Below are 26,359 nucleotides of genomic sequence, written 5' to 3' on the forward strand. Positions count from 1 at the left end.
AAATATTTATTGATTCGCAGCATAACAAAATGTGATATGAGCGACCACATCCGTAATGTTAATGTGGTGTTACAAATAAGAAAAAAGATGGGGTTTCTGGACAAATGGCTATTAGATGCGTTTACGCTGAATCATATAAACCCTCTGTAATTTAAGGAAAATTCTGAAACACCTTGATGTACATTTTTGCGTTTATTTCATCTCGAATCAGACACAAAGATTTTCAAAGAACTGTCAATTTAAGTCATTCGATGATTAATATTAAATTATTTTACTTTAAAAAGAATATCCAATAGATATAAGCACCAATTTATATTTATAATCTGGTTTTATATTCTTATTCGAACTCCTTATTCGGTAGCTTTAACCAAATTTCTATGTAAAACATAGCGTTAACATCAGGTCTAAACGATACATACATGTTTTTGATGACTGATTAATGCTAATTCAATATTCACCTTATTAAACTGTTTTTGGACAACATCCCCCTCCTGTTACGATTCCCTTTCCTGTAAAATGCTGTAAACTGCATAGTATTGCGACATTTTGCAGGATACTGCACCCATGCATAAAACCGCCAGACAGAAATATGTACTTGAAATTATTACTGAACAAGGCCAGGCCAGCATCACTGAGCTGGCAGAAAAGTTGCAGGTTTCGGCGGATACCATCCGTCGCGATCTGACCGATCTGGAAAAAAAGGGACTGGCGCAAAAAAACCATGGCGGCGCCATCGCGCTGAATCTCTCGACGATGAACCGAGTTAGCAGGAATACCTTACTGCCTGAAATCAAGCAGCGGCTGGGTAAACAGGTTGCGCAGTGCGTACCTGCGGGCTCGACGCTTTTTCTGGACGCCGGAAGCACACTTCTGGCCGTTGCCTCTTTCCTGCAGGGACCGCTGACCATCATCACCCCTTCTCTTGATATCGCCCAGCAGGTTAGCGATCGGGAAGATATTGATCTGATCCTGCTTGGTGGAAAGTGGGATCAGAAACAGCGCCTGTTTGCCGGAAGCGCCACCCTGTCGCTGCTCTCTCGCTACCGGGCGGATATCGCCATCCTTGGCGCATGCGCCATTCATGCCGAGCTCGGATTGAGCGCCAGTCAGGAGGCGGATGCCGAGGTGAAGCGTGCCATGCTGGCCGCAAGCCAGGCGCACTGGGTAGTCGCCGATCATCTGAAACTCAACCAGTGCGAACCTTATCTGGTTTCAGGGTTATCCCAGATTCATCAACTGTTTTTAGATCGTCCCTGGGCAGAGCTCGGGGACCATAGCGCCGTGCAGGTTACCGTTTGCGCGCATTAACGTGGAGAAGGTCATGAATAAAGTGAAGACAATGAATATTGCGCTGATCGGGTATGGTTTTGTGGGTAAGACGTTTCATGCCCCGCTGATCCAGTCCGTCGACGGCCTGAAGCTGGCGGTGGTCTCATCCCGGGATGAAGAAAAGGTCAAACGCGATCTGCCGAATGTCCTCGTTGTTGCCACCCCTGAAGAGGCTATTCAGCACCCGGATATCGACCTGGTGGTTATCGCCTCCCCTAACGCGACCCATGCGCCGCTGGCCACCCTGGCGCTCAACGCCGGCAAGCACGTAGTGGTGGATAAGCCGTTTACGCTCAATATGCAGGAAGCGCGAGACCTGATTGCGCTTGCGCAAGAAAAACAACGCCTGCTCTCTGTCTTCCATAACCGCCGCTGGGACAGCGATTTTCTCGGCATTAAGCAGGTGATTGAGCAAGGCAGTATCGGCAAGGTAAAACACTTTGAATCGCATATCGATCGTTTCCGCCCGGAGGTTCGCGTGCGCTGGAGAGAGCAAAATGTTCCCGGCAGTGGCCTGTGGTTCGACTTAGGCCCGCACATGATTGACCAGACGCTACAGCTTTTTGGTCTGCCGCTGTCGGTACAGGGCAACATCGCCACCCTGCGTGACGGTGCGGAAATTAACGACTGGGCGCACGTGGTGCTGAACTATCCTGAACACAAAGTGGTCCTCCATTGCAGCATGCTGGTGGCAGGCGGCGTTGCCCGCTTTACCGTCCACGGCGATAAGGCCAGCGTGGTGAAAGCGCGCATCGATCAGCAGGAAGCCCAGCTTCTGGCAGGCGTCATTCCGGGTAGCGAAAGCTGGGGGGAGGACAGCGACGCTATGGTGCTGTTTAATGCCCAGGGTGACGCCAGCGCTATCCCTGCGCCAAAAGGCGACCAGCGGCAGTACTATATAAACGTGCGCGATGCCCTGAACGGCAAGATTGACAATCCGGTCCATCCGGTGGAAGCCCTGGCGGTGATGGCGGTGCTGGAAGCGGCGGTAAAATCTTCAGAAACGGGTACAACTCAGGAACTGGATTTAACGGCGCAGGAGCGCGCGCAACTGCAATAAGCCGCAAAAAAAATGCCCTGCGGGTTGGCAGGGCATTATCGGTCACTGACGCTTTTTCGGCATCATGCGCAGCAGCGTATTGTCTTTCCAGAAATAGTGATGCATCAACGCGGCAAAGGCGTGCAAACCAATCACAAAATACCCCAGATTCGCCAGCGTTACGTGCCACGCTTTTAGCGTATCCACCAGGTCAAAATTCCCCTCCGCCGCATGCGGCATCGTCAGGCCAAACGCAAACCAGTCATTTCCCCGGTTATACATCATCACCATGCCGATCAGCGGCAGCGCAATAAACAGCAGGTAGATAACCAGATGCCCCAGATGGGACAGCCCGGTGATCATCGCTTTTGGTTTCGGTTGAATGGGCGGAGCCGGGAATTTCAGGCGGATAAGCAGGCGCGCCACCATCAGCACCAGGATGCTAATCCCGCAGGAAACGTGGATCATATTAATAAGCGGACGATCGGTTCGCGGGAACCAACCTCTGAACTCCATGGCGCAATAGGCCATAATAACTAACAGAAAAACCAGCCAGTGAATGCTGATTTGCAGACCCGTATATTTTGTGCGCATGTTGTTTCCCGATAAATAACAGTTATCGCGCCAACATAACCACCTTTCCTGAAAATGTGAACCCCCTTTTACGGAGGGCCGAGTATTCCCAGTTATTTGAAATCAGAAGCATTAACGTGCCTTCAGAATAACGGAGGGATTACAGCGATGCCCAGGTCCGGCTGTAAATCGCTGAGGCGTTTGCCTTCCGGCCGGGGCGAGGCGCAGGGATGCGCCGAGAGGGCGGGCTTTACAGGGATGTTACCTCCGCCCGTCCCCGATAAGCCGGAAGGAATAAGCCGAAGTGACCGCGAAGCGGCGATTTACCGCCGGGAGCCCGGGTCGCCAGGGTGGTGGCGACTGAGCCACCCTGGCACGTTCACCGGTCATTTTGTTACAGAGTAGCAAGGAACCTAAAGTGAACGGAATGACCACCAGAGCCGTATGTTCCCCTCACCCTAACCCTCTTCCCAAAGGGGCGAGGGAACTGCTCCGTGCACACATTATCTCGCATGGAGGGGGCTCCTGATTACGACTGCAAATAGACTACCTGCGTCTGCAAATACTCATTCAGACCGTGTTTGCCATCCGCCCCGCCGATCCCGGATTTCCGCCAGCCCGCATGGAAGCCCTGCATCGCTTCAAAGTTTTCACGGTTAATATAGGTCTCGCCGAACTTAAGCCCTTTAATGGCTTTCATGGCGACATTCAGATCCTGCGTATATACAGACGAGGTTAAACCGTAGTCGCTGTCGTTGGCCATTTTCAGGGCCTCTTCCAGGGTGTCGAAAGCCACCACCGGCAGCACCGGGCCAAAGGTCTCTTCGTGCATGATGGCCATGTCCTGATGTACGTCCAGCAGCAGCGTTGGGGGATAAAAATACCCTTTGCCCTCTGCCGCTTTACCGCCAAGGACCACTTTAGCCCCTTCCTGCACCGCGCGCGCCACCTTCTGCTCCACACGCTCCAGCGCGGCGGCGTTGATCAGTGGCCCCATGGCAATATCCGTTCGCTCAGCCGGATTGCCAAACTGGACGGCTTTCATTGCCTCACCCAGACGATTCACAAAGCGGTCGTAGATCCCCTTCTGAACATAGACACGTTCCGCGCAGTTACACACCTGTCCGGTATTGATGACGCGTGAATCCACAATGGCCTTCACGGCCAGCTCGAGGTCGGCATCGTCCATCACGATGGCCGGGGCTTTACCACCCAGCTCCAGCCCCACTTTGGTGATGTTTTTCGCAGCCGCAGCCATGATCTTTTCACCCGCCCCGACGCTGCCGGTCATGCTGACCATCGCCACTTTCGGGTTCCCGGCCAGCTCCTGTCCGACGGTTTCACCGCGGCCCAGCACCAGGTTGAAGACGCCTTTCGGCAGGCCAATCTCGTCGACGATTTTGGCAAACGCAATGGCGTTGTTTGGGGTAAATTCGCTCGGTTTGATAACGATGGTGTTGCCGGTGATTAGCGCAGGAGCGAGCTTACGGGCAATCAGGAAGAAGGGAAAGTTCCACGGCAGAATGCCGGTGGTGACGCCAAGGGCGCGCTTAAACACCAGAATATTCTCGCCCGGACGGTCGCTCTGAATGATTTCCCCTTCATAACGGCGCGCCCACTCGGCCATATAGTCGATATAGTCAGCTGTAAAGTTAACTTCCACTTCCGCCAGCTGCTGGATCTTGCCCCCTTCGGCCACAATCAGCGCGCTAATTTCGCTGACGCGCTCGCGGATCCCGGCGGAAATTTTGCGTAGCCAGCTGGCGCGTTCAATGGCAGGCAGCGCCTCCCAGCCAGCCTGCGCGCGCTCTGCCGCGTCAATGGCCTTGCGGGCGTCCTCGGCGGTGCCATCGGGAATACGGGAAATGACCTCTTCCGTGGCCGGATTGATCACGTCAATCCAGGCATCACCCTGCCAGGCAACAAACTGTCCATCAATATACATAGGATGTTGTACGGGTACTGTCATAACCTGCTCCTGTAATCACACTGTTTTTAACAAGTAAACTTAATGTTAAAAACTATAATTACCGGGGTAATTGCCTACTCTATGAGTCTGTTTTTGTGAGATATCTCATAAAAGAAACGGGTCAGCCCGTTTCAAAAATCACAAATCGGCAACAAAGGCTGCCCGTTTGCGTAAAAGATGGCGCAAACGGGCAAGAGCATTACAGCAGAGAACGGCTCACCAGCGCGTCGGTGAGAATGACGTCGTTTCGCAGGATCTGCCACGCGGCGTCCACGTCGGCAGGGATATCGACATGGGCAATGAAATCACGTCCCGCCGGACCGTAGCCGTTGATGTCGTCCCTGAGTCGCGGAAATTCACCCAGCACCAGCGACAGGTAACGTTCTACCGGCCATAACCCCTCGACCGGGCCGCTGAACGCCAGACCGTCGTCACTGTTTTGCAGCACGGGCGTCAGGCCGGGATGACTCATCCATGCGGGCGATGCAGCCTCGTCGCGGCAAACGCGGGCAAACGTAGCCATTGTGCGACGCTGCATCGTCGGGTCCTGCACTACCAGCACCCGGGCGGCGTTCAGTCCGGACTGTTTCATCAACGCCCGGCTGAAGCGGGCGTTTTCGCCACAGTTGGTCGACTGATCCTCAACGTGAAGATGCTCAGCCGGAATGTTCCAGAATTCACGGGCGATGTCGGCCAGAATAGCCGCCTCAGCCCGCCCGGTGGTGGGTATCCTGTTATAGCGGGGGTGCTTAGCAATCGCGGCGTAGAGGAAGGTCGTCGAGTGACCGATCCCGCCGCTGATGATCAGAGGAACCCCCTGTTCAGCCGCGATTTTACAGGCAGCATCAATCGCGGGGATCACCGCGTTACCCGCCAGAATCACCAGATCAACGGGCTGGTTGTCCTGATAGTCGTCCTGAGCAAGCCACGCCCCAACGGTATTCACGGCGTCGAGTGTTGTGCCAGGCAGACAGGGGAAAAGTGCCATTGTCATCGTTACCTCCTTACAGCATTAATCTTTAGAGTACTTCACACAACGGGGTTGAAAAGGAGATCACTCTGAAAGGCGAGGTGCTCATTAAGCTGCATATTTGTCATTTTGATGAAATAACCAGAAACATCCAAAAACAATTGGGTTGCACCCTGAGTTTGTGCTTTTGATTATCTGCCCTTCAACACATCCTGCCACAACAGCGTGCTGAAAAAGCACCAGTTGCTGCTTAATCCATCGTGATCTGACCCGTTTTAGTTCTGGCTGACTTGCCAAACGTAACATCCAACCCTAAGTTGCTTAACAATTTCACAACCATTACACACCGACAGGTTGCACCTGAAGCGCGCCAGGTAACACCTCTATTATCATCCACGTGGCGGAGTTTTGAGTCATGACACAACATGAGAGCACGACAACGGTATTGCGGAAAAACAAAAAGGTATTAATTGCCAGTCTTACGGGAAGTTCTATTGAATGGTTTGATTATTTTCTCTATGGCACCGCTGCCGCGCTGGTGTTTAACAAGATTTTCTTTCCGATGGTCGACCCGGTAATCGGGCTGATCCTCTCCTATCTCTCCTTCTCGTTGACCTTCTTTATTCGCCCCATTGGCGGCGTTCTCTTTGCACATATCGGGGATCGTATCGGTCGCAAAAAAACGCTTGTCCTCACCCTTTCATTGATGGGAGGTGCAACCGTGATGATTGGCCTGCTGCCCACCTACGACATGATCGGGATGTGGGCGCCCGCGTTGCTGATCCTGATGCGTATTATTCAGGGGATGGGTATCGGCGGTGAATGGGGTGGCGCGCTGCTGCTGGCTTATGAGTATGCGCCAGAAAAACGCAAAGGCTTCTTCGGCAGTATTCCGCAGGCGGGCGTTACCATCGGCATGTTGATGGCGACATTTATCGTCTCGCTAATGACGCTGTTCAGCGAAGAGGATTTTCTCTCCTGGGGCTGGCGCATTCCGTTCCTGCTCAGTTCCGTGCTGGTAATATTGGGGCTTTGGATTCGGAAAGATATTGACGAAACGCCTGATTTCCAGAAAGTGAAAAAATCCGGCCAGGTTGCGAAAGCTCCGCTGCGCGACACCATAAAACACCACTGGCGTGAAGTGCTAATTGCCGCCGGGCTTAAGGTTGTGGAGACAGCACCGTTCTATATTTTCTCCACGTTTGTGGTGAGCTACGCCACTACCACCCTGACCTATCAGAAATCCCAGGCGCTGGAGGCAGTAACTCTTGGCGCACTGGTCGCCACTATCATGATCCCGCTGATGGGGCTGCTCTCCGACAGGGTTGGCCGCCAGCGTATGTACGCCGTCAGTGTCTTCGTGCTCGGCCTGTTTATCGTGCCCTGGTTTATGCTGCTGAATACCGGTACCACCTGGGGAATTGTGCTCGCGACCGTTATCGCTTTTGGCGTACTGTGGGCACCGGTGACGGCAGTTCTCGGCACGCTCTGCTCTGAAATTTTCAGTGCCAACGTTCGCTACACCGGTATCACGCTGGGTTATCAACTTGGGGCCGCGCTGGCGGGCGGAACGGCACCGCTAATCGCTACCGGACTGCTGGCGAAATACGACGGCGACTGGGTACCCGTGGCCTGGTATCTGGGCGTGACGGTTGCTATCTCCCTCATTGCAATTTTTTGTGCCAGCCGCATCAACCGTGAACGCCACCTTCAGGCGCAGCCGGAACAGCGATAATATTATTGCGGCTCCGTTCGCGAGCCGCACTTTTTCTTCATCATTCCCTCTACATTTGATTAACATACAATATTCGTATTCACTTGAATTATGATTTGCGTCAGCCGTAGAATCATTAGCCCGCTCACAATTCAACATTTTTAAAGGTAAACCCCGTTATGCGCCTGCCCCAACGCGATCCTTATGCTCCTCGCGAGTGGCAGCCACACGAGAAACCCGCTCTGCTGGGTTCCCCTTCCACCCCGGAACATCCGACGTCGAAACGGATCGCCTATGGCGTGGTCGGCCTGCTGGTGTGTCTGACCGGGGCGCTGGGTAACGCGGTCGTCACCGCCAATCTGCAAAATCTGCAAGGCACCTTCGGCGCCTGGTCGACTGAAATCGCCTGGCTGCCTGCCGTCTATGTCATGACCAACGTCTCCATCAACCTGCTGCTGGTAAAGTTTCGCCAGCAGTACGGTTTGCGCGCGTTTACGGAAGGCTTCCTGGTGCTGTATGTGCTGGTCACCTTTTTTCACCTGTTTGTGAACGATCTCAGCTCGGCGCTGATGGTACGGGCGGCACACGGGATGGTCGCCGCCGCGCTCAGCTCGCTCGGCATTTATTACCAGATACAGGCCTGGCCCGCGAAGCACCGACTCAAGGCGCTGACCATCGGCATTACCGGTTCGTCGCTGGCGATACCGCTGGCGCGGCTGTTCTCCACCGAGCTGTTGCAGCTTGATGAGTGGCGTGGGCTGTACTTCTTCGAGCTGGGTTTGGCCCTGATCTCACTGGCCTGCGTGATGGTGCTGAAACTGCCCCCGGGCGATCGACGCAAAGTTTTCGAGAAAAAAGATTTCATCACCTTCTTTTTGCTTGCGCCCGGTATGGCGCTGTTGTGCGCGGTTCTGTCGCTAGGGCGTCTGGAATGGTGGTTTGAAACACCGTGGATCGGCTGGGCGTTGGCTCTCTCGCTGGTGCTAATTGTCTGTGCAATCGTCTTTGAACATAACCGCAGCAACCCGCTGCTCAATACCCGCTGGCTGTCCAGCGGCAGCATCGTACGCCTGGGATTGATTATGCTGCTGATCCGCATCGTACTGGCGGAACAGAACACCGGCGTCATCGGCTGGCTGCAATATGCGGGCCTACAGAATGAACAGATGACCCATCTGGCGTGGTCTATTTTCGCCGGAATCGTCTGCGGTATCGTCACCAGCTGTCTGACGATCAAACCCACTAAGCTGGCCTGGCCGATTATCACCTCGCTGGCGCTGATGATTGTTGCTTCGCTGCTGGACAGCCAGTCCAACAACCTGACCCGGCCGGATCAGCTGATGTTCAGCCAGTTCCTGCTTGGTTTCGGCAGCGCTTTCTTCCTCGCCCCTGCGATGCTGGCCGCCATTGGCGGGGTGATCGCCGAACCACGCAATCTGGTCAGCTTTTCCGTGATGTTTGGCATGAGTCAGAACCTTGGTGGCCTGCTGGGTTCTGCAATCCTTGGTACCTTCCAGACCTGGCGCGAGAAGTACCATTCCAGCCTGCTGGCTGACCAGCTCACCACCCTCAACCCGCTGGTGAACGAACGCATTCAGCTTTACACCCAGATGTATAAAAGCCTGGTTGGCGACAGTTCCCTGTTGGGAACCCAGGCCATTATTCAGCTTCAGACGGTGACGACGCTTGAGGCAAACATTCTGGCTTACAACGATACTTATCTCCTGACGGCGAGCATTGCCACAGCCACGCTGGTCTGGATTTTATGGCGCTTGCTGCGCCTGCGCATCACCGCCCGTATGGCCCTTAAGAACGCCACTGGCAATAAGTAATGACTATTTTTCAGGAGAAGTTATGAGTCAGCAGGATGCCGCCAAAGAGCAGGCCAACACCCGCAAAAATGTACGCGTCGTTTCCATTTTCACCGCCGCGGCTATCGGCATTGTCGGGGTGCTGGTGATCCTTTATGCCTGGCAGTTGCCCCCGTTCACGCGTCATACCCAGTTTACTGATAACGCCTACGTGCGCGGCCAGACCACGTTCATCAGTCCGCAAGTCAACGGCTACATTACTGAGGTCCATGTTCAGGATTTTGTGCAGGTTAAAAAAGGCGACCTGCTGTTGCAGATTGATGACCGGATCTATCGCCAGCGTGTCCATCAGGCCGAGGCGCAGCTGGCAATGAAAATTGCTGCGCTGAACAACAACCTGCAACAGCGTAAAAGCGCGGAAGCGGTGATTGCCAAAAACGAAGCGGCACTGAAAAACGCCCGTGCCCAAAGTCTGAAAACCCAGGCGGATCTGAAACGCGTGAAGGATCTGACCGCAGACGGCTCCCTGTCCATTCGCGAGCGCGATGCGGCGCTGGCCAGTGCCGCCCAGGGGAGCGCCGATATCGACCAGGCGAAAGCAACGCTTGAGATGTCGCGCCAGGATCTACAAACGGTTATCGTCAATCGCGCTTCGCTGGAAGCGGACGTTGAAAATGCGAAAGCCGCGCTGGAGCTTGCGCAGATCGATCTGCAAAACACCCGCATTGTCGCGCCGCGTGACGGTCAGCTCGGGCAGATTGCGGTGCGTCTGGGAGCGTACGTCACCGCCGGGACGCACCTTACCACGCTGGTCCCGCCGCAGCACTGGGTGATCGCCAATATCAAAGAGACGCAGCTGGCGAATTTACGCGTCGGACAGCCAGTGAAATTCACCGTCGATGCGTTAAACGATAAAGCCTATCAGGGCCGCGTGGAGAGCATATCCCCGGCCACAGGCGTCGAGTTCAGCGCTATCACCCCGGATAACGCCACGGGCAACTTTGTTAAAATCGCCCAGCGCATCCCGGTACGCATTGAGGTACTCGGTGAGCCGGAGGCGTACCGGCTGCTGCGCCCTGGCATGTCGGTGCAGGTCACCATCGACACGCGGGAGGCGAAACAATGACGCTTCGCCCGATAGCTGGCCTGCTGATGATGGCTATCCTTGCGGGTTGCCAGTCGGTTGACGTTGAGCCCGCCAAATCGTCCCTGCACATCCCGGCCCAGTGGCGCGCGACGTCGGGGCCAACCAGCCCGACAGAGCAGCTCTGGTGGCGTAATTTCCACGACAGCAATCTGAATCACTATGTGGATCAGGCGCTGAAGAACAACAGCGACGTGCTGATTGCCCGCGAGCGGATTAATGAGTATCAGGCCCGGGTATACGCCGCCGACGGCAGCCTGTTCCCGTCGCTTGACGCGGGCGTGACCGGGACGCGCGCGCGCTCGCAGTCCGCCGCCACAGGCCTTCCGGTATACGGTACGTTGTACAAAGGCAGCCTGACCGCCAGCTACGACGTGGATATCTGGGGGGTAAACCGCAGCACCTCCCGTGCCGCCGAAGCGTCGCTGGAGGCACAAAAGGCGGCGGCCGCGGCGGCAGATCTCACGGTCGCATCGTCGGTGGCCTCCGGGTACGTCACTCTCCTGTCGCTGGATGAACAGCTTCGCGTTACCCAGTCCACGCTGAAATCGCGTGAAGAGGCGTTCAACCTTGCTAAACGACAGTTTGAGACGGGATACAGCTCTCGCCTTGAGCTGATGCAATCGGATTCTGAGCTGCGCGCCACCCGCGCTCAGGTTCCACTGCTTCAGCACCAGATTGCGCAGCAGGAGAATGCGCTTAGCCTGCTGCTGGGCAGCAACCCGGGTAACGTTGCGCGCGGTGAAAGCTTTGATGCCCTGACGCCGCTGAAACTGCCCTCCCAGTTGCCGTCGACGTTACTGAACCGGCGTCCGGATATCGTCCAGGCTGAACGTCAGCTGATTGCGGCGGACGCGACGCTGGCGGCATCGCACGCCAGCCTGCTGCCGTCGATCAACCTCACGGCCACAGGATCGGTGCAGGATCGCACGCTGTCGGGATTGCTGGATAACCCCCTCCAGCTCTGGAGCGTGGGCGGCAGTATTCTTGCGCCGCTGCTGAACCGACAGGCGCTGAATGCACAGGTGGATATCTCCCAGTCTCAGCGTAATCAGGCGTTGTACAGCTACGAAAAAACCGTACGTAATGCGTTTGCCGAGGTGAATGACAGCCTTGATGCCATCACCCGTTATCAGGAACAGCTTACCGAGCTGCTGGCTCAGCAGGCGGTCGCGCAGGAGACGCTGCGGATAGCGCAAAACCGCTACCGCAACGGGTACTCTTCTTATCTGGATGTGCTCGATGCACAGCGCACGCTGTTCTCGGTGCAGACCAGCGTGGTACAGGTGAAAAACAACCTGCTGCTGGCGCAAATTGATTTGTATAAAGCGCTGGGCGGCGGTTGGGTCAGTGCGTGAAAACATGCAGGGTGGCGGCTACGCCTTACCCGGCCTACATTTCGCCTCTGGCGATACCCCCAAGGAGTCAATCTATGCAACAGCAGTGGTGTTCAGTAGATAATTACATGATTTCGTCGCTTATTCCTGAAGATGAAGTTCTCCAGAACGTCCTTGAAAACAACAAACGCGCCGGTTTACCCGAGCACGACGTTGCCGCAAATCAGGGGCAACTGCTGGCGCTGTTTGTCCGCATGACGCAGGCGCGTCGAATACTGGAAATCGGTACGCTGGGCGCGTATAGCTCAATCTGGATGGCGCGCGCCCTGCCGCCGGATGGAAAGCTGATTACGCTTGAAGCGGACCCGAAACATGCCGCTGTTGCACGCCAGAACATTCACCTTGCGGGACTCAGCGATCGTATCGAACTGATTGCAGGCCCGGCGCTAAAGTCGCTCGAGAATTTCGGTGACGTCCCGCCCTTTGACCTGATCTTTATTGATGCCGATAAGCCAAACAATCCCGGCTACCTGGAGTGGGCGCTGCACTACTCCCGTCCCGGCACGGTCATAATCGGCGATAACGTGGTGCGCGACGGCGAGGTGGTTAACGGGCAAAGCGACGATGCACGCGTGCAGGGGGTACGGAAGTTTATCGAGATGACTGGAGATAACCCACGCTTAACCGCCACCGCGCTGCAAACGGTGGGCGTTAAGGGGTAGGATGGGTTTACGCTAGCGATGGTGGAACGATAAAAAAGCCGGGTGGCGGCTACGCCTTACCCGGCCTGCATGTTCTCCCGTAGGCCCGGTAAGCGCAGCGCCACCGGGCAATGGTTTTAGCCGGAGATCTGCTCCATCGCCTGCAAGATACGCTTATCCGAAATGGGATACGGCGTACCGAGCTGCTGGGCGAAGAAGCTGACGCGCAGTTCTTCGATCATCCAGCGGATCTCCCGCACGTCGTCGTCATCGCGACGCGCTGGCGGCAGTTTGTTGAGCCACTGCTGCCACGCCTGCTGCACGTTTTCGACTTTCAGCATCTGCGCTCGATCGCGATGCGGATCGACCGCCATTTTCTCCAGACGCTTCTCAATCGCCTGCAAATAACGCAGCGTATCACCCAGACGCTTAAAGCCGTTGCCGGTGACAAAGCCGCGATACACCAGCCCCGCCATCTGCGCCTTCACGTCCGACAGACCCAGGGCCATGGTCATATCCACCCGCCCCTTCAGGCGCTTGTTGATATTGAACACGGCGGTGAGGATCTGCTCGACCTGTTTCGCAATCTCTACCACGGTATCGTTCAGCTCCGCGCGCACCTTTTCATGAAGCTGAGCAAAGCCCTCTTCCGTCCAGACCGGACCGCCAGCCTCGTGGATCAGTTTGTCCACACCGCAGGAGATACAGTCGTCGATCAGATCCAGCACCTTACCGTACGGGTTAAAGTAGAGCCCCAGCTTGGCTTTGTTCGGCAGCTTCTCGTGCAGATACTTAATCGGCGACGGGATGTTAAGCAGCAGCAGGCGACGCAGCCCGCGCCACATCATCTGCTGTTGCTCCTGCGGATTGTCAAAGAGCTTAATCGCCACACTGTCGCGCTCATCCACCAGCGCGGGCCAGGCTTTCACCTTGTAGTTCCCGCGCTTCTGCTCATAGCTTTCCGGAAGCTGACCAAAGCTCCAGATGTGCAGCCCGCTCTGCTCAATACCGTCATCGGCCACCGCAGAGAGCGTCTCCTGGACTTTACCTTTCAGCGCTTCTTTCAGCTCCGTCAGAGAACGGCCTTCGAGCAGCTTTTTGTTTTTATCGTCCACTACGCGGAATGTGATTTTCAGGTGATCGGGCACCTGATCCCAGTTCCAGTCGTCGCGGTCAATGGTGGTCCCGGTCATGCGTCGGAACTCACGCTCCAGTGCGTCCAGCAGCGGCAGTTCCAGCGGCGTGACGCGGCCTAAAAACGCTTCGGCGTAGTTCGGCGCCGGTACAAAGTTACGCCGCACTGGTTTAGGCAGGGATTTGATTAATGCAATGACCAGTTCGCGGCGCAGGCCGGGAATTTGCCACTCAAACCCGCTCTCATCCACCTGGTTTAACAGCGGCAGCGGAATGTGCACCGTCACGCCATCGGCATCCGCGCCCGGCTCAAACTGATAGGTCAGACGCAGCTTGAGGTTGCCCTGATGCCAGAAGTTCGGGTAGTCGAGCTTGCTGACCGACTCCGCGCCCTCTTTGATCAGCATGCTCTTTTCAAAGTTGAGCAGGTCCGGGGTCTCTTTGCTGGCTTTCTTCCACCAGCTGTCGAAATGGCGCGCCGAGATCACATCGTGGCTGATGTGCTGGTCGTAAAACTCAAACAGCGTCTCGTCGTCCACCAGAATGTCGCGGCGGCGGGACTTGTGCTCAAGCTCTTCCACCTCGGCGCGCAGCTTGAGGTTTTCGCGGAAGAACGCATGGCGCGTCTGCCAGTCGCCTTCCACCAGCGCATGGCGGATAAACAGCTCGCGACTCAGCGCCGGGTCAATCTGGCTGTAATTAACCTTACGCGCTGCAACCACCGGCAGGCCGTAAACGGTGACTTTTTCCGTCGCCATCACCGCGCCCTGCCCGCGCTCCCAGTGCGGCTCGCTGTATGAGCGTTTCAGCAGGTGCTGCGCCACCGGCTCAACCCACTCTGGATCGATACGCGCGGCGATACGCCCCCACAGACGGCTGGTTTCCACCAGCTCGGCGACCATGGTCCACTTCGGCGGCTTCTTGAACAAACCGGAGCCCGGGAAGATGGAGAAACGCGCGTTGCGTGCGCCGGTAAATTCCTGTTTATCCGCATCCTTCATCCCGATATGAGACAGCAGGCCGGTCAGCAGGGCGATATGAATTTCGCGGTACTCTGCCGGTTCACTGTTCACCGGGATGCCCAGCTCTTTCACCACCTGGCGCAGTTGGGTGTAGATATCCTGCCACTCGCGTACGCGCAGGTAGTTGAGGAAATCCACCCGGCACTGACGGCGGAACTGATTCGAAGAGAGCGCTTTTTGCTGCTCGCCGAGGTAGTTCCACAGGTTGACGAATGCGAGGAAATCGGACTCTTTATCGTGGAAGCGACGGTGTTTTTCATCCGACGCCTGCTGTTTGTCCATCGGACGCTCGCGCGGATCCTGAATGGAGAGCGCCGAGGTGATGATCATCGCCTCGCGCACGCAGCCGTGTTTTTGCGCCTCCAGCACCATGCGCGCCAGCCGCGGGTCGACCGGCAGCTGGCTAAGCTGGCGGCCCAACGGCGTTAGCTTGTAGGCCGTCGCCTGCTCGTCGGTAGTAATGGCCCCCAGCTCTTCCAGCAGCCGCACCCCATCCTGAATATTGCGCTTATCCGGCGCTTCCACAAACGGGAAGGCGGCGATATCGCCCAGCCCCAGCGCGGTCATTTGCAGGATAACGGATGCCAGGTTGGTTCGCAGGATCTCCGGATCGGTAAACTCCGGGCGCGACAGGAAATCGTCTTCCGAATAGAGACGAATACAGATCCCTTCCGACACGCGGCCGCAACGGCCCTTACGCTGATTAGCTGACGCCTGCGAAACCGGCTCGATCGGCAGACGCTGAACTTTGGTTCTGTAGCTGTAGCGGCTGATGCGCGCCGTACCCGGGTCGATCACGTATTTAATGCCCGGTACGGTCAGCGAGGTTTCGGCCACGTTGGTCGCCAGCACGATGCGGCGCCCGCTGTGCGGCTGGAACACGCGGTTCTGCTCGCTGTTGGACAGGCGCGCGTACAGCGGCAGGATCTCGGTATGGCGCAGATCGCGCTTGCTGAGCGCATCGGCGGTATCGCGGATCTCACGCTCGCCGCTCATGAAGATCAGAATGTCGCCAGAACTCTCGTTGCCCAGCTCGTCGACGGCATCGAAGATGGCCTGAAGCTGGTCGCGCTCGGTATCGTCCGCCTCTTCAACAATCGGGCGATAGCGCACTTCAACCGGGTAGGTTCGGCCTGAGACTTCAATGATCGGCGCATTATTGAAATGTTTTGAGAAGCGCTCCGGGTCGATGGTCGCGGAGGTGATGATGATTTTCAGATCCGGACGCCGGGGCAGCAGCTCTTTCAGGTAGCCGAGCAGGAAGTCGATGTTCAGGCTGCGCTCGTGCGCTTCATCGATGATGATAGTGTCGTACTGCATCAGCAGACGATCCTGCTGGATTTCCGCCAGCAGGATACCGTCGGTCATCAGCTTAACCATGGTGTTATCGCTGACGTGGTCGCTGAATCGCACCTTGTAGCCGATGCAGCCGCCCGGCTCCGTTTGCAGCTCGTCGGCAATACGGTTCGCCACGGTGCGCGCCGCCAGACGACGCGGCTGGGTGTGACCGATCAACCCTTTCACCCCGCGGCCTAATTCCATGCAGATCTTCGGCAGCTGAGTGGTTTTACCTGAACCGGTTTCCCCCGCGACGATCACCACCTGGTGGTCGCGCACGGCCTCAAGAATGTCCTGTTTTTTCTGGCTGACGGGCAGGTTTTCCGGATAGGTAATCTCCGGGCGTGCGGCTTCACGCAGCACAACTTTCCCTGCCGCCTGTTCAATCTCTTTGGCCATCTCCTGGTAAATGGCCTGTTGTGCATCAGGATTTTTAACCTTCTTAACGCCGTGCAGACGGCGCGCAAACCGCTGTTTATCGCGCAGCATCAGCGAATCAAGCTGTTGCATCAGCACCGGGAAGGATAATTTCTGTTGTTCTGTCATAGCGTTAATGGGCAGTGCACTGCCGGATAAAATCTCTTTTTAATGATTGCTATAGAGTACCACATCAGTGCTTTTCGCGCCTTATTCAAAAAATTCGAACATAGGCTTCGATATATTGCGCTATCCCTGTGGCAGGATTGTGAATAAAGTGTCAACAAGCAACGGGGCAACCCCCTCAATCAAATACAAAACAGGAAATTCCCATGAGCAAAGTATTAGTGTTGAAATCCAGTATTCTGGCAGGGTATTCACAGTCTGGTCAGCTGGCAGACTATTTCGTTGAACAGTGGCGTGAACAGCACAGCGCGGATGAAATCACCGTGCGTGACCTGGCGGCAAACCCGATTCCTGTGCTGGACGGCGAGCTGGTTGGCGCGCTGCGTCCGAGCGATGCGCCTCTCACCCCACGTCAGCAGGAAGCCCTGGCGCTCTCCGACGAGCTGATTGCTGAGTTGCAGGCCCACGACGTTATCGTGATCAACGCCCCAATGTATAACTTCAACATTCCTACGCAGCTGAAGAACTACTTCGACCTGGTGGCGCGCGCTGGCGTAACCTTCCGTTACACCGAGAACGGCCCGGAAGGTCTGGTGAAAGGTAAACGCGCTATCGTCCTGACCAGCCGCGGCGGTATTCACAAAGATACCCCTACCGATCTGGTCGCACCGTACATGACGCTGTTCCTGGGCTTCATCGGCATTACCGACGTGAACTTCGTGTTCGCTGAAGGTATCGCTTACGGCCCGGAAGTAGCCACCAAAGCGCAGACCGACGCGAAAGCCGCTATCGACAGCCTGGTCGCAGCCTAAATTTTCCCCCTCTCACCGCCCGGTGGGAGGGTTTTTCTTTCCCCCGTATTTCGTTATCATCCGCACCCACTCTCCAGCCCGGCGGCCTGATGTCTGTCATTATCGATACGTTTATTGCCCCCCCCTGTCACGACGACATTGAGATCCTCTGGCAGGACGAGCATCTGCTGCTGATCAACAAACCCTCAGGGCTGCTCAGCCTGTCCGGGAAAAATCCGCAAAACCGCGATTCCGTCCACCACCGTCTGGTGCAAACCTTTCCCGGCTGCACGCTGGTGCATCGTCTTGATTTTGGCACTTCGGGTCTGATGGTCATTGCACGTAACAAAGCGATTAACGCCGCGCTTTGCCACCAGTTCAGCCAGCGCGCCGTGACCAAAGTTTACACCGCCCTGTTGTGCGGACATGTGGAACAGGACGAAGGGACCGTGGATGCCCCGATTGCCAAAGATCCGGCGCTGTTTCCGCTGATGACGATCTGTGCCCGCACCGGTAAGCCCGCTCGCTCCCGCTATCGGGTGATGGAACGTATTTATCAGGATACGACAATGCCGTTGACGCGGGTTGAGCTTACCCCGGAGACCGGGCGCACCCACCAGCTGCGCATTCACTGCCAGCAGTTAGGCCACCCTATTTTGGGGTGCGATCTGTATGGGGGTCTGGAATGGCCGGGGGCGGAAGAAACGCCCCGGCTGATGCTGCATGCAAGCGTTCTGAGTTTTATTCATCCGCTGAGCGGCGAGACCATGAATGCCCGTCACGCCGCGCCATTCTGAACGAGGTTTACCACATTAAATCGTCAGGGATTTTGAAGTCTGCGTACGGATCGTCTTCGTCCTGCTCTTCCTGACTCAGCGCGCTGTTAAGCACAATGCTGTCCGCATCGCGCTGGGCAATTTTATCCGCCACTACCGCCGGGATAATCGCGTAATCACAGTCGCCATTCGCGTTAATCACCAGTCGGGCAATCGCCAGGCGACCGTTGATCAGCTGGGTTTGCGTCTGCTTATCGACGTCGATTTTTTTGATCAGGCTGCCATCGGTAAAGTTAAAGGTAATGTTGCCCTTCGCCACGGTGATGCGGTTCATCTCAATCAGCTGCTTCACCTGCGCCCTGAACTCTTTTGCCAGCACCGCCTGTTTTTGCTGTTCGCTCAGCTGCTTATCACGCTCCAGCTGGGCTTTCTTGTTCTCTTCAACAGCCTCTCTCGCCTCGCGAGCCTGGACGCGGGATTTTTTCGCCGTGCGCTGAACCTTCGCCATCTTTTTACTGCTGACTAAGCCCGCTTTCAGCATCTGCTCTTGTAGGGTGAGTTTTGTCATGATCGTTTAAACCGGTTGGAAATGTCGGGGGATTATACCTGAATCGCGCAGTTCATGAAGAACCCTCATGACGCAGTGAAATTAAGTCACTTCCCCTGCGCCAGTGGCTCAGGCATAAATTATGCATTGATAACGTTTAGGCAACATGAACTTAGGATGCATAACCAAATGAGTCAGGCTTTCACATTTACCCTTAAGCGCAGTTGCTTTGATGAAAATTATAACCCGTCAGAAAACACGCGCACCACCACCAACTTCGCCAACCTGGCGCGTGGCGAGAAGCGTCAGGAGAACCTGCGCAATACGCTGGTGATGATCAACAACCGCTTTAACGCGCTGGCGAGCTGGGATAACCCAAAATCCGACCGCTATGCCGTCGAGCTGGAGATTATTTCAGTCGATATGAATATCGGCGGCGATTTTACTTTCCCGGCCATCGAAATTCTGCAAACGACGATCGTGGATAAAAAGACCCACGAGCGCATCGAAGGCATCGTCGGGAATAACTTCTCATCCTATGTTCGTGACTATGATTTCAGCGTCCTGCTGCTGGAGCATAATAAAGATCAGCCCCGTTTTACCCTCCCCGAGAATTTTGGCGAGCTGCACGGCAATATCTTTAAAAGCTTCATTCATTCTGCGGAATATCAGGCGAACTTTAAAAAAGCGCCGGTGATCTGCCTGAGCGTCTCCAGCAAAGACACCTATCGTCGTACCGGTAACCACCACCCGGTGCTGGGGTATGAGTACCAGCCGGACGGCGAGTCGCTAACGGAACAGTACTTCGCGAAGATGGGCCTCAAGGTTCGCTATTTCATGCCGGAAAACAGCGTCGCGCCATTTGCCTTCTTCTTCTCCGGCGATTTACTGCGTGATTACACCAATCTGGAACTGATCGGCACCATCAGCACCATGGAGACGTTCCAGAAGATCTATCGACCAGAAATATACAATGCCAATTCCGCTGCGGGACAGTGCTATCAGCCCGACCTGAATCAGCAGGATCACTCATTAACAAAAATCGTTTATGACCGTGAAGAGCGCAGCCGGCTGGCCATTGAACAGGGTAAATATACCGAAGAGCGGTTCATCAAACCCTATAAAACCCTTCTTGAGCAGTGGTCTCATCACTTCACGCTTTAATTTAATACGAATAAAAGGTTCTTCTTATGAAAACATTGCTCCCGACATCGACGGCTGGCAGCCTGCCGAAACCCACCTGGCTTGCGCAGCCGGAAACGCTCTGGTCGCCGTGGAAACTCCAGGATGAGGAATTACTGGCAGGGAAACAGGATGCGCTGCGTTTGTCTCTGGATGAACAGATTCGCGCCGGGATTGATATCGTCAGCGACGGGGAACAAACCCGCCAGCATTTCGTCACCACCTTTATTGAACATCTCAGCGGCGTGGATTTTGAAAATCGTCAGACGGTGCGGATCCGTAACCGTTACGATGCCAGCGTGCCGACCGTGGTAGACGCGGTGGCGCGCCAGAAACCGGTGTTTGTAGACGACGCGAAATACCTTCGCCAACTGACGGACAAGCCGATCAAGTGGGCGCTGCCTGGCCCGATGACCATGATCGACACGCTATACGATGCTCACTATAAAAGCCGCGAAAAGCTGGCCTGGGAGTTCGCAAAAATTCTCAATCAGGAAGCCCGCGAGCTGGAAGCGGCCGGCGTTGACATTATTCAGTTCGACGAACCTGCTTTTAACGTCTTTTTCGACGAAGTGAATGACTGGGGCATCGCCGCGCTGGAGCGCGCCATTGAAGGGCTGAAATGCGAAACCGCAGTACATATCTGCTACGGGTACGGCATCAAAGCCAATACGGACTGGAAAAAAACGCTCGGCTCCGAGTGGCGCCAGTATGAAGAGGCGTTTCCAAAGTTGCAGACCTCAAAGATCGATATCATCTCGCTGGAGTGCCACAACTCGCGCGTGCCGATGGATCTGCTGGAGCTGATCCGCGGTAAAAAAGTGATGGTCGGGGCAATTGATGTTGCCACCCAGACCATCGAAACGCCGGAAGAGGTTGCCGATACGCTACGCAAGGCGTTGCAGTTTGTGGATGCAGACAAGCTCTATCCGTCCACCAACTGCGGCATGGCTCCCCTTTCCCGCCAGGTCGCCAACGGTAAGCTGAAGGCATTAAGCGCCGGGGCTGACATTATCCGTCGCGAGCTTGCCCGCTAACCTTCAGGTTTGCCAGTACAGCGGCGTACCGAACCGCTCAATATAGTAGTCAATCACCGCCCTGACGTTCAGGGGCGGATGACGCGCGTTCGGGTAAATCGCCGCAATCGTCAGTGGCTCCGTATTAATAGAACACTCCATTTCCGGCAGCAGTGCCACCAGCTCACCGCTTTTGAGCCGTTCGCTCACCATCCAGTCCGGGAATAGCACAACGCCCATGCCGCCCAGCGCCGCTATCAGGAGCGTTTCCGCGTTATTGGAAGTCATCAGCGGTACGATGGGATAGTGAACCCACGCCTCGCCCGACTGCCGGATCAGCCAGCGGTTAGGCCCGGACGAGCCGCGGTAAACCAGACAGTGGTGACGGCTGAGATCGTCCGGCCCCTCGGGTGCGCCATGTTTTTGCAGATAGTCCGGCGAGGCCGCCAGATGGTAGAACTGCTGACCGAACACCCGGGCGTGAAACGAGGAGTCCGTCAGCGCGCCGATGCGGAAGATAACGTCCGCGGCGTCGCGGTGCGGATCGATAAAATCGTCGGTGAGGGTCAGTTCAATGGAGAGACGAGGATAACGCGCCAGAAGCCCCGGCAGGCCCGGCGCGATGTGCCGTTGTCCGAAAAAGACCGGGCCATTGATACGCAGCGTGCCCGACGGCTCGCGGGCGCGTTCATCCAGCTCGCGTCGCGCATCCTCCAGATTTCCGGCCATCGCCCGGGCATAGCGCACAAAAAGATGCCCGCTCTCTGTGGGCATAATCGCCCGCGTGTTGCGGTAGAAAAGCTGTTGCCCGAGGGCGTCCTCAAGCTGGTGGATCATGCGGGAAACCTGCGACGCAGAAATCCCTTCCCGCCTCGCCACCACGGAAAAATTCTGCGTTTCATAAACGTCGATGAAGATCAGCAGCGCGCGAACGCTGATATGTCCGGCATCCATCATTAATGCATTTCCTGCACAGGTGTTTCCTGCATTATGGCATTTTTCTCAATGATGTTCAGACGTAATCTTCTCCGCCTGGAAAAAGGAGAAAAAGCGTTATGCACATTATTTTAATTTTACTGGTGATTGCCGGCGGCATGGGGCTGTCCGTGGAAGCCGGGCTGCTGGGGCCGCTGGGCGCGGAGGTGGGCGACCTGTGGGCGGCGTTCAGCATATTTAGCGTGGGAACCGGGCTGACGTTTCTGCTGATGCTGTTTTTCAGCCCCCGCAACAGTCCCTCATTTTTTGCGCAGCCGTCATGGCACCTGCTGGGCGGCGTGCTCGGCCCGGTCTACGTCATCATTCTCACCATTGCCACGCCAGCGATCGGTATTGCCATGACGATGATCGGCATTCTGGCAGGCCAGGTCTTTAAAAGCCTGATTATTGACCACTATGGCCTGCTGGGTACGCCGCACCGCAGGATCGATACAAAACGCATTATTGCGCTGGGATTTATCATCGCCGCGCTCATTCTCGTGGCGCAGGGGTAACGTTATGACCGTGATTATGATTATTCTGGCGGTGATTGGCGGCGCGACGCTGAGCATTCAGGCTGCCATTAACGGGCAATTAGGCAGCAGCGTGGGGGTATTCAAAAGCGCGTTTCTGACCTTTTCCGTCGGCGCGCTGGTAACCGCCCTGCTCATTTTCTTTTTTGAGCCGAAACAGGCGGTCAGCCTGATGGATGTGCCCAAGTGGCAGCTTCTGGGCGCCCTGTGCGGCGTCCCTTATATCGTGATTATGGTGCTCGCGGTGCAGCGTATCGGCACCGCCGTTGCCACGGTAGCGGTGATCCTGGGTCAGCTGGCCATGAGCATGCTGATTGATAACTTTGGCTGGCTGAACAATGAAGCCATTCCGTTTTCAGCGAGCCGTTTCGGGGCCGTGGTCTGCCTGAGTATCGCGCTCTTCTTCATCTACTCAAGCAGTAAACCTCAGCCCGAAGAGGATTAACCGCCCTCTTTGCGGGTAAAGAACAGCGTCACCGTGGCGACGGTGACGCCAAATTTCTTCATCTCGGTTTTATTGAACAGACGGGTGCTGTCCTGCAAATACATCCAGTCATCAAAGTGCAGCAGCCAGGTTTTACCGTCCGCCTTCACGTTCATGCTGTAGCGCCAGTTAAGGGCGTTGCCCGAAACCTGACCGGTCGCGACACCTTCTATGTCACCCGCCGTGCCTTCGTAACGATCGTGGCCAATGCGGCGGATATGCCAGACGCGCTTTTGCTTCTCGCCGTCGTCATAGACAAAATGCTCGTTCAGCGTCAGCGTATCGCCGATGACATCTCCGGCGATCTCGACGTGAAAACGGCGGATCTGCTTACCGCTGCGGTCCTGCACCATCCCCCACGCCTCGGTTTTGCCCTGGAAGTAGTGGAAAATATCAAGCCTTGGCTGCTGCTGACGATACTCGGTCACTTCTGTGCTGCACCCGGCCACCAGCATTGTCAGTGTAAGCGCCATTAACAGGAATCGTTTCATTGTGGTCCTCCGATTAACTGCTGACGCAGTTCAGGATACTCGGTGCGGGGATCGAGCCAGATCGCCAGAAAGCGCGAGCTAAACGCTGCCGACTGGCGCGGCCCGAGGGGCGTAAATTTTTTCTGCGACGCCGTGGGGCGATACCAGAATTGCCCCTGACCGTTATTAACCACAAACGCGAGCTGCGTGCCGGGCGTGACGTCGGGCCAGAGCGCTTTTAGCATCCGCAGCCAGGCTTCACTCTGCGGCTCCTGCTGCAAAATGCCCTGCGCCTGCCACTGGTCGCGGGTCGCCTCGACCAGGTCGTCGCCATCGATATCCCGGGCATAGGTGATAATCAGCGCGTTATCGCTGTCTGTTCCTGTATAGCTGCCGTCGGGCGTCAGCAGCTGAGAGGTATAAACGGTAAACGGCCCCCAGGTGAGGGTGGCATCGCCTACCTTGCGCCAGCTCAGCCAGTCAGTCGCCTGCGCGTTACAGGCCATAACGGTTAGCGCGAGTGCGAGTAACAGATGTCTCATTGTTGTCTCCCCATCAGCAGGTGGAAAAACAGCATCAGCACCAGCCAGCCCGGGATCATCCAGCTGACGACGATAAAAGTCGGCTCCAGGAACGTGATGGCCCCCAGACGCTCGCCAAACAGGTAGGCCAGCGGCCCGCCCAGGGTCGCCAGCGCTGTCAGCAGCCAGCCCGGCAAGGTGGTCGTGCGGGTCAGTTGCGTCCAGACGGTGGCAAACATCAGCCACAGCGCCACCATCCATAGCGGCATCAGAGACGTGCCAGTGAATGAAATCAACCCCGTCAGCGCCCAAAGGGCGTCCAGCATCGCGCCCGACGCCGCCAGCACAAGGGCGTATACCCGGTGTGATGGCGGTAACAACAGCCAGGCAATCAGCGCCAGCGCGATCCAGATGACCAGCCCCTGCTCGCGAAACAGCACCACCAGCGTCCAGTAGAGATCAAACCCGATGGCCAGCAGAAAGACCTGCCCGTAGCGCTTCATACGCGTTCCGTAGTCAGTTGCACCACGCTGATGGTGCGGGCGTTAAACCCGGCTTCACAGTAGCCGAGGTAGTACAGCCACATCCGGCGGAAACGGTCATCAAATCCGAGCTTTTCAATCTCCTGCCAGGCGTGAACGAAGCGCTGACGCCAGTGCGCCAGCGTGCGGGCGTAGTCCGGCCCCATATCGAAGAGGTTACGCACGACAAAATCGGTATGGCGGGTCATCAGTTCATTCATGGCGGAGATGCTGGGCAAAAAGCCGCCGGGGAAGATGTAGCGCTGAATAAAATCGACGCTTTTGCTGTAGTCGCGATAGCGCTGATCCTGAATGGTGATGGCCTGAATCGCCATCCGCCCGCCCGGACGCAGACGCGCCTGGCAGGTGCGGAAAAACGTTGGCAGGTAGCGTTGGCCGACGGCTTCAATCATCTCAACCGACACCAGCTTATCGTACACTCCGGTCAGATCGCGGTAGTCACAGAGCAGCACCTCAACGCGATCCTGTAAACCTGCCCGCGCGATCCGCGCGGTGGCCCAGTGGTACTGCTCCTGCGATAGCGTGGTAGTTGTGACCCGGCAGCCATAATGACGGGCGGCATATTCTGCCATCGCCCCCCAGCCGGTACCAATCTCCAGCAGATGATCGTTTGCGGTGAGCGCCAGTTGGTCGCACAGCCTGGCCATTTTTGCCTGCTGAGCCGCTGCCAGATCCTGCTCTTCCCCGGTAAACAGCGCGCTGGAGTAAAGGAGTTGTTCATCAAGGAAATGGGCGTAAAAGGCGTTGCCCAAATCGTAATGGGCGGCAATATTTTCCCGTGCCTGCGCGCGGGAGTTGCGCCGCATCCAGTGCCGTAGCCGCTCTACCGGTTTCCCGAGCAGGCGAAACCCTTTTTCCAGTTCCCCGAGGATCTGGCTATTGCGCGCTATCAGCTCCAGCAGCGGCGTCAGGTGGGCCGTCTCCCAGTCGCCATCCATCCACGCTTGTGCCGCGGCGAGGCTGCCCCCGGTTAGAATGCGCCAGTAGACGCCCGGCGCGAGTACCTGCACCTCAGCGTGAAGCGCGGTGGAGGCGTCGCCGAACTGGAATGTCTGCGCGCCTTCACGCAGCGTCAGCGAGCCGCCGCGCAGCCCGTTCAGCAGGCGAAAAAGCAGCCATCGCGCGACGCGGACGTTGCGCGGGATATCGGGTTCAAGCGCAAAGACGGGATCGGTCATGAGCGTTCACTCCTGCTTAGGGGATGGTTATGCAGCGGCAGGCGCTTCAGCCACAGCCTGAGCGCCTGCCAGTAAATGGCGAAAACGGTTTTGAGGGTCATCAACGGGATCCGCGCCAGCAGCGACCGCAGCGCTGCGCGCGTCAGCGGCTCCCGGCGCAGCGTCAGAGTGGCATCAAACACCTTCGTCTCCTGATGGTTTTCGATATGCATGCGCAGCGTGCTGGCCGGACTGTTGAAGCGCCAGTGGTAGACCATGTCCATCGGATTAAAGGGCGAGACGTGAAACGCTTTTTCCGTCGGCGGGGCGTCCCGCCCCGCTACCGCGTAGTAGTGTCGTTCATTCCACGGCGTGTTGCGAACTTCGGCGAGAACCCAGCGCAGGGTGTCTTCCCCGTCATAGCAATAGTAAAAATTGACCGGGTTAAAATGAAAGCCGAAATAACGTAGTTGGGTTAGAAGCATGACCCGCCCCGCCGGGCGTTCGCCGGTCAGATTTTCCAGACGCTCAAGGACGCGCTCTTTGAGCGGCGTGCCCAGCGGGTAGTCCGCATCATAAAATGCCGCGGGCGCAACGCGGTTACGGCGCACGCCGACGGAGGGCAGCGCGTCCAGCTCATCGAGATCGAGCCAGGCCATAAAGACGCTGTAGGTAAAGTGGTGCGCTTTTGGCGAAAGACGGCGATGGCGCAATGTGCCGTGGTAAAGGCAGCTGTTCATC

Annotated in this window: 24 protein-coding genes; 13 read left to right on the top strand and 11 right to left on the bottom strand. The window is 56.4% G+C overall.

The window, feature by feature from the left end:
- Nucleotides 1-564: 564 nt before the first annotated feature.
- Together L350_RS16755 and L350_RS16750 are read left to right on the top strand one after the other, a co-directional pair.
- Nucleotides 565-1,308 (top strand): DeoR/GlpR family DNA-binding transcription regulator, encoded by a 744-nt coding sequence (locus L350_RS16755; protein ID WP_032624296.1) that lies wholly within the window; start codon nucleotides 565-567, stop codon nucleotides 1,306-1,308.
- A gap of 13 nt (nucleotides 1,309-1,321) precedes the next feature.
- Nucleotides 1,322-2,389, top strand: a complete 1,068-nt coding sequence (locus L350_RS16750) for an oxidoreductase (RefSeq protein ID WP_023306156.1) — start codon at nucleotides 1,322-1,324, stop codon at nucleotides 2,387-2,389.
- Between the two features lie 42 nt (nucleotides 2,390-2,431).
- Here L350_RS16750 and cybB read toward each other — a convergent pair whose 3' ends face one another.
- From cybB to L350_RS16735, 3 genes are all read right to left on the bottom strand, one after another.
- Nucleotides 2,432-2,962 carry a cytochrome b561 gene (cybB, locus tag L350_RS16745; RefSeq protein WP_023300059.1) on the bottom strand — a complete coding sequence of 177 codons (531 nt, stop codon included), beginning with the start codon at nucleotides 2,960-2,962 and terminating at the stop codon, nucleotides 2,432-2,434.
- 508 nt (nucleotides 2,963-3,470) lie between these two features.
- Nucleotides 3,471-4,910 (bottom strand): aldehyde dehydrogenase, encoded by a 1,440-nt coding sequence (aldA, locus tag L350_RS16740; protein WP_032624297.1) that lies wholly within the window; start codon nucleotides 4,908-4,910, stop codon nucleotides 3,471-3,473.
- A gap of 199 nt (nucleotides 4,911-5,109) precedes the next feature.
- Nucleotides 5,110-5,904: a YdcF family protein gene (locus L350_RS16735; protein ID WP_022648057.1), complete on the bottom strand. Its 795-nt coding sequence runs from the start codon at nucleotides 5,902-5,904 to the stop codon at nucleotides 5,110-5,112.
- A gap of 391 nt (nucleotides 5,905-6,295) precedes the next feature.
- On the opposite strand from L350_RS16735, the gene L350_RS16730 reads away from it, so the two are divergent.
- The 5 genes from L350_RS16730 to L350_RS16710 all read left to right on the top strand — a co-directional run bounded on the left by L350_RS16730 (nucleotide 6,296) and on the right by L350_RS16710 (nucleotide 12,608).
- On the top strand, nucleotides 6,296-7,615 hold the full coding sequence (locus L350_RS16730; RefSeq protein WP_032624298.1) for an MFS transporter: 1,320 nt from the start codon (nucleotides 6,296-6,298) through the stop codon (nucleotides 7,613-7,615).
- Between the two features lie 158 nt (nucleotides 7,616-7,773).
- Nucleotides 7,774-9,426 carry an MFS transporter gene (locus L350_RS16725; protein WP_023300055.1) on the top strand — a complete coding sequence of 551 codons (1,653 nt, stop codon included), beginning with the start codon at nucleotides 7,774-7,776 and terminating at the stop codon, nucleotides 9,424-9,426.
- A 22-nt stretch (nucleotides 9,427-9,448) separates the two neighbouring features.
- Nucleotides 9,449-10,531, top strand: a complete 1,083-nt coding sequence (locus L350_RS16720; protein ID WP_032624299.1) for an HlyD family secretion protein — start codon at nucleotides 9,449-9,451, stop codon at nucleotides 10,529-10,531.
- The gene (locus L350_RS16715; protein WP_032624300.1) at nucleotides 10,528-11,907 is read left to right on the top strand and encodes an efflux transporter outer membrane subunit; all 1,380 of its coding nucleotides are present in this window, start codon (nucleotides 10,528-10,530) and stop codon (nucleotides 11,905-11,907) included. Before L350_RS16720 ends, L350_RS16715 begins: the two co-directional genes overlap by 4 nt.
- 74 nt (nucleotides 11,908-11,981) lie before the next feature.
- Nucleotides 11,982-12,608, top strand: coding sequence for an O-methyltransferase (locus L350_RS16710; protein ID WP_032624301.1), 627 nt, complete (start codon nucleotides 11,982-11,984; stop codon nucleotides 12,606-12,608).
- A gap of 116 nt (nucleotides 12,609-12,724) precedes the next feature.
- On the opposite strand, the gene hrpA is transcribed toward L350_RS16710, so the two are convergent.
- Nucleotides 12,725-16,627 (bottom strand): ATP-dependent RNA helicase HrpA, encoded by a 3,903-nt coding sequence (gene hrpA / locus L350_RS16705; protein WP_032624302.1) that lies wholly within the window; start codon nucleotides 16,625-16,627, stop codon nucleotides 12,725-12,727.
- A 203-nt stretch (nucleotides 16,628-16,830) separates the two neighbouring features.
- On the opposite strand from hrpA, the gene azoR reads away from it, so the two are divergent.
- Together azoR and L350_RS16695 are read left to right on the top strand one after the other, a co-directional pair.
- Nucleotides 16,831-17,436, top strand: coding sequence for an FMN-dependent NADH-azoreductase (gene azoR, locus L350_RS16700; protein ID WP_022648050.1), 606 nt, complete (start codon nucleotides 16,831-16,833; stop codon nucleotides 17,434-17,436).
- A gap of 89 nt (nucleotides 17,437-17,525) precedes the next feature.
- Nucleotides 17,526-18,212, top strand: a complete 687-nt coding sequence (locus tag L350_RS16695; protein WP_023300051.1) for an RluA family pseudouridine synthase — start codon at nucleotides 17,526-17,528, stop codon at nucleotides 18,210-18,212.
- Between the two features lie 7 nt (nucleotides 18,213-18,219).
- On the opposite strand, the gene L350_RS16690 is transcribed toward L350_RS16695, so the two are convergent.
- Nucleotides 18,220-18,759, bottom strand: coding sequence for a DUF2058 domain-containing protein (locus tag L350_RS16690; protein WP_022648048.1), 540 nt, complete (start codon nucleotides 18,757-18,759; stop codon nucleotides 18,220-18,222).
- A 168-nt stretch (nucleotides 18,760-18,927) separates the two neighbouring features.
- Between L350_RS16690 and L350_RS16685 the strand changes: the two genes are divergently transcribed.
- Both L350_RS16685 and L350_RS16680 read left to right on the top strand, forming a co-directional pair.
- Nucleotides 18,928-19,902 (top strand): DUF1852 domain-containing protein, encoded by a 975-nt coding sequence (locus L350_RS16685; protein WP_032624861.1) that lies wholly within the window; start codon nucleotides 18,928-18,930, stop codon nucleotides 19,900-19,902.
- Nucleotides 19,903-19,928: 26 nt separating this feature from the next.
- Entirely contained in the window at nucleotides 19,929-20,957 is a 1,029-nt protein-coding gene (locus L350_RS16680; RefSeq protein WP_003857302.1) for a methionine synthase, read from the top strand.
- Between the two features lie 3 nt (nucleotides 20,958-20,960).
- Here L350_RS16680 and L350_RS16675 read toward each other — a convergent pair whose 3' ends face one another.
- Nucleotides 20,961-21,893, bottom strand: coding sequence for a LysR family transcriptional regulator (locus L350_RS16675; RefSeq protein WP_032624303.1), 933 nt, complete (start codon nucleotides 21,891-21,893; stop codon nucleotides 20,961-20,963).
- A 98-nt stretch (nucleotides 21,894-21,991) separates the two neighbouring features.
- Here L350_RS16675 and L350_RS16670 point away from each other — a divergent pair, with 98 nt between their 5' ends.
- Both L350_RS16670 and L350_RS16665 read left to right on the top strand, forming a co-directional pair.
- Entirely contained in the window at nucleotides 21,992-22,426 is a 435-nt protein-coding gene (locus L350_RS16670; protein ID WP_003857304.1) for a DMT family transporter, read from the top strand.
- Between the two features lie 4 nt (nucleotides 22,427-22,430).
- Nucleotides 22,431-22,889 carry a DMT family transporter gene (locus tag L350_RS16665; RefSeq protein ID WP_022648044.1) on the top strand — a complete coding sequence of 153 codons (459 nt, stop codon included), beginning with the start codon at nucleotides 22,431-22,433 and terminating at the stop codon, nucleotides 22,887-22,889.
- Here L350_RS16665 and L350_RS16660 read toward each other — a convergent pair.
- Genes L350_RS16660 through L350_RS16640 form a run of 5 tightly spaced genes read right to left on the bottom strand, consistent with a single transcriptional unit; the run spans nucleotide 22,886 to nucleotide 26,358 of the window.
- Nucleotides 22,886-23,419, bottom strand: coding sequence for a DUF3833 domain-containing protein (locus tag L350_RS16660; RefSeq protein WP_023300045.1), 534 nt, complete (start codon nucleotides 23,417-23,419; stop codon nucleotides 22,886-22,888). The two genes, L350_RS16665 and L350_RS16660, sit on opposite strands and share 4 nt — an antisense overlap.
- A complete protein-coding gene (locus tag L350_RS16655; RefSeq protein ID WP_032624304.1) occupies nucleotides 23,416-23,940 on the bottom strand; it encodes a chalcone isomerase family protein in 525 nt (174 codons plus the stop codon). Before L350_RS16655 ends, L350_RS16660 begins: the two co-directional genes overlap by 4 nt.
- Nucleotides 23,937-24,422: a DUF2878 domain-containing protein gene (locus L350_RS16650; RefSeq protein WP_023300043.1), complete on the bottom strand. Its 486-nt coding sequence runs from the start codon at nucleotides 24,420-24,422 to the stop codon at nucleotides 23,937-23,939. The genes L350_RS16655 and L350_RS16650 overlap by 4 nt, the downstream gene beginning before the upstream one ends.
- A complete protein-coding gene (locus L350_RS16645; RefSeq protein WP_032624305.1) occupies nucleotides 24,419-25,639 on the bottom strand; it encodes an SAM-dependent methyltransferase in 1,221 nt (406 codons plus the stop codon). The genes L350_RS16650 and L350_RS16645 overlap by 4 nt, the downstream gene beginning before the upstream one ends.
- Nucleotides 25,636-26,358: a DUF1365 domain-containing protein gene (locus tag L350_RS16640; RefSeq protein WP_032624306.1), complete on the bottom strand. Its 723-nt coding sequence runs from the start codon at nucleotides 26,356-26,358 to the stop codon at nucleotides 25,636-25,638. Before L350_RS16640 ends, L350_RS16645 begins: the two co-directional genes overlap by 4 nt.
- Nucleotide 26,359 lies beyond the last annotated feature (1 nt).

The organism is Enterobacter sp. MGH 4 (genome assembly GCF_000534735.1).
Lineage (GTDB): Bacteria > Pseudomonadota > Gammaproteobacteria > Enterobacterales > Enterobacteriaceae > Enterobacter > Enterobacter intestinihominis.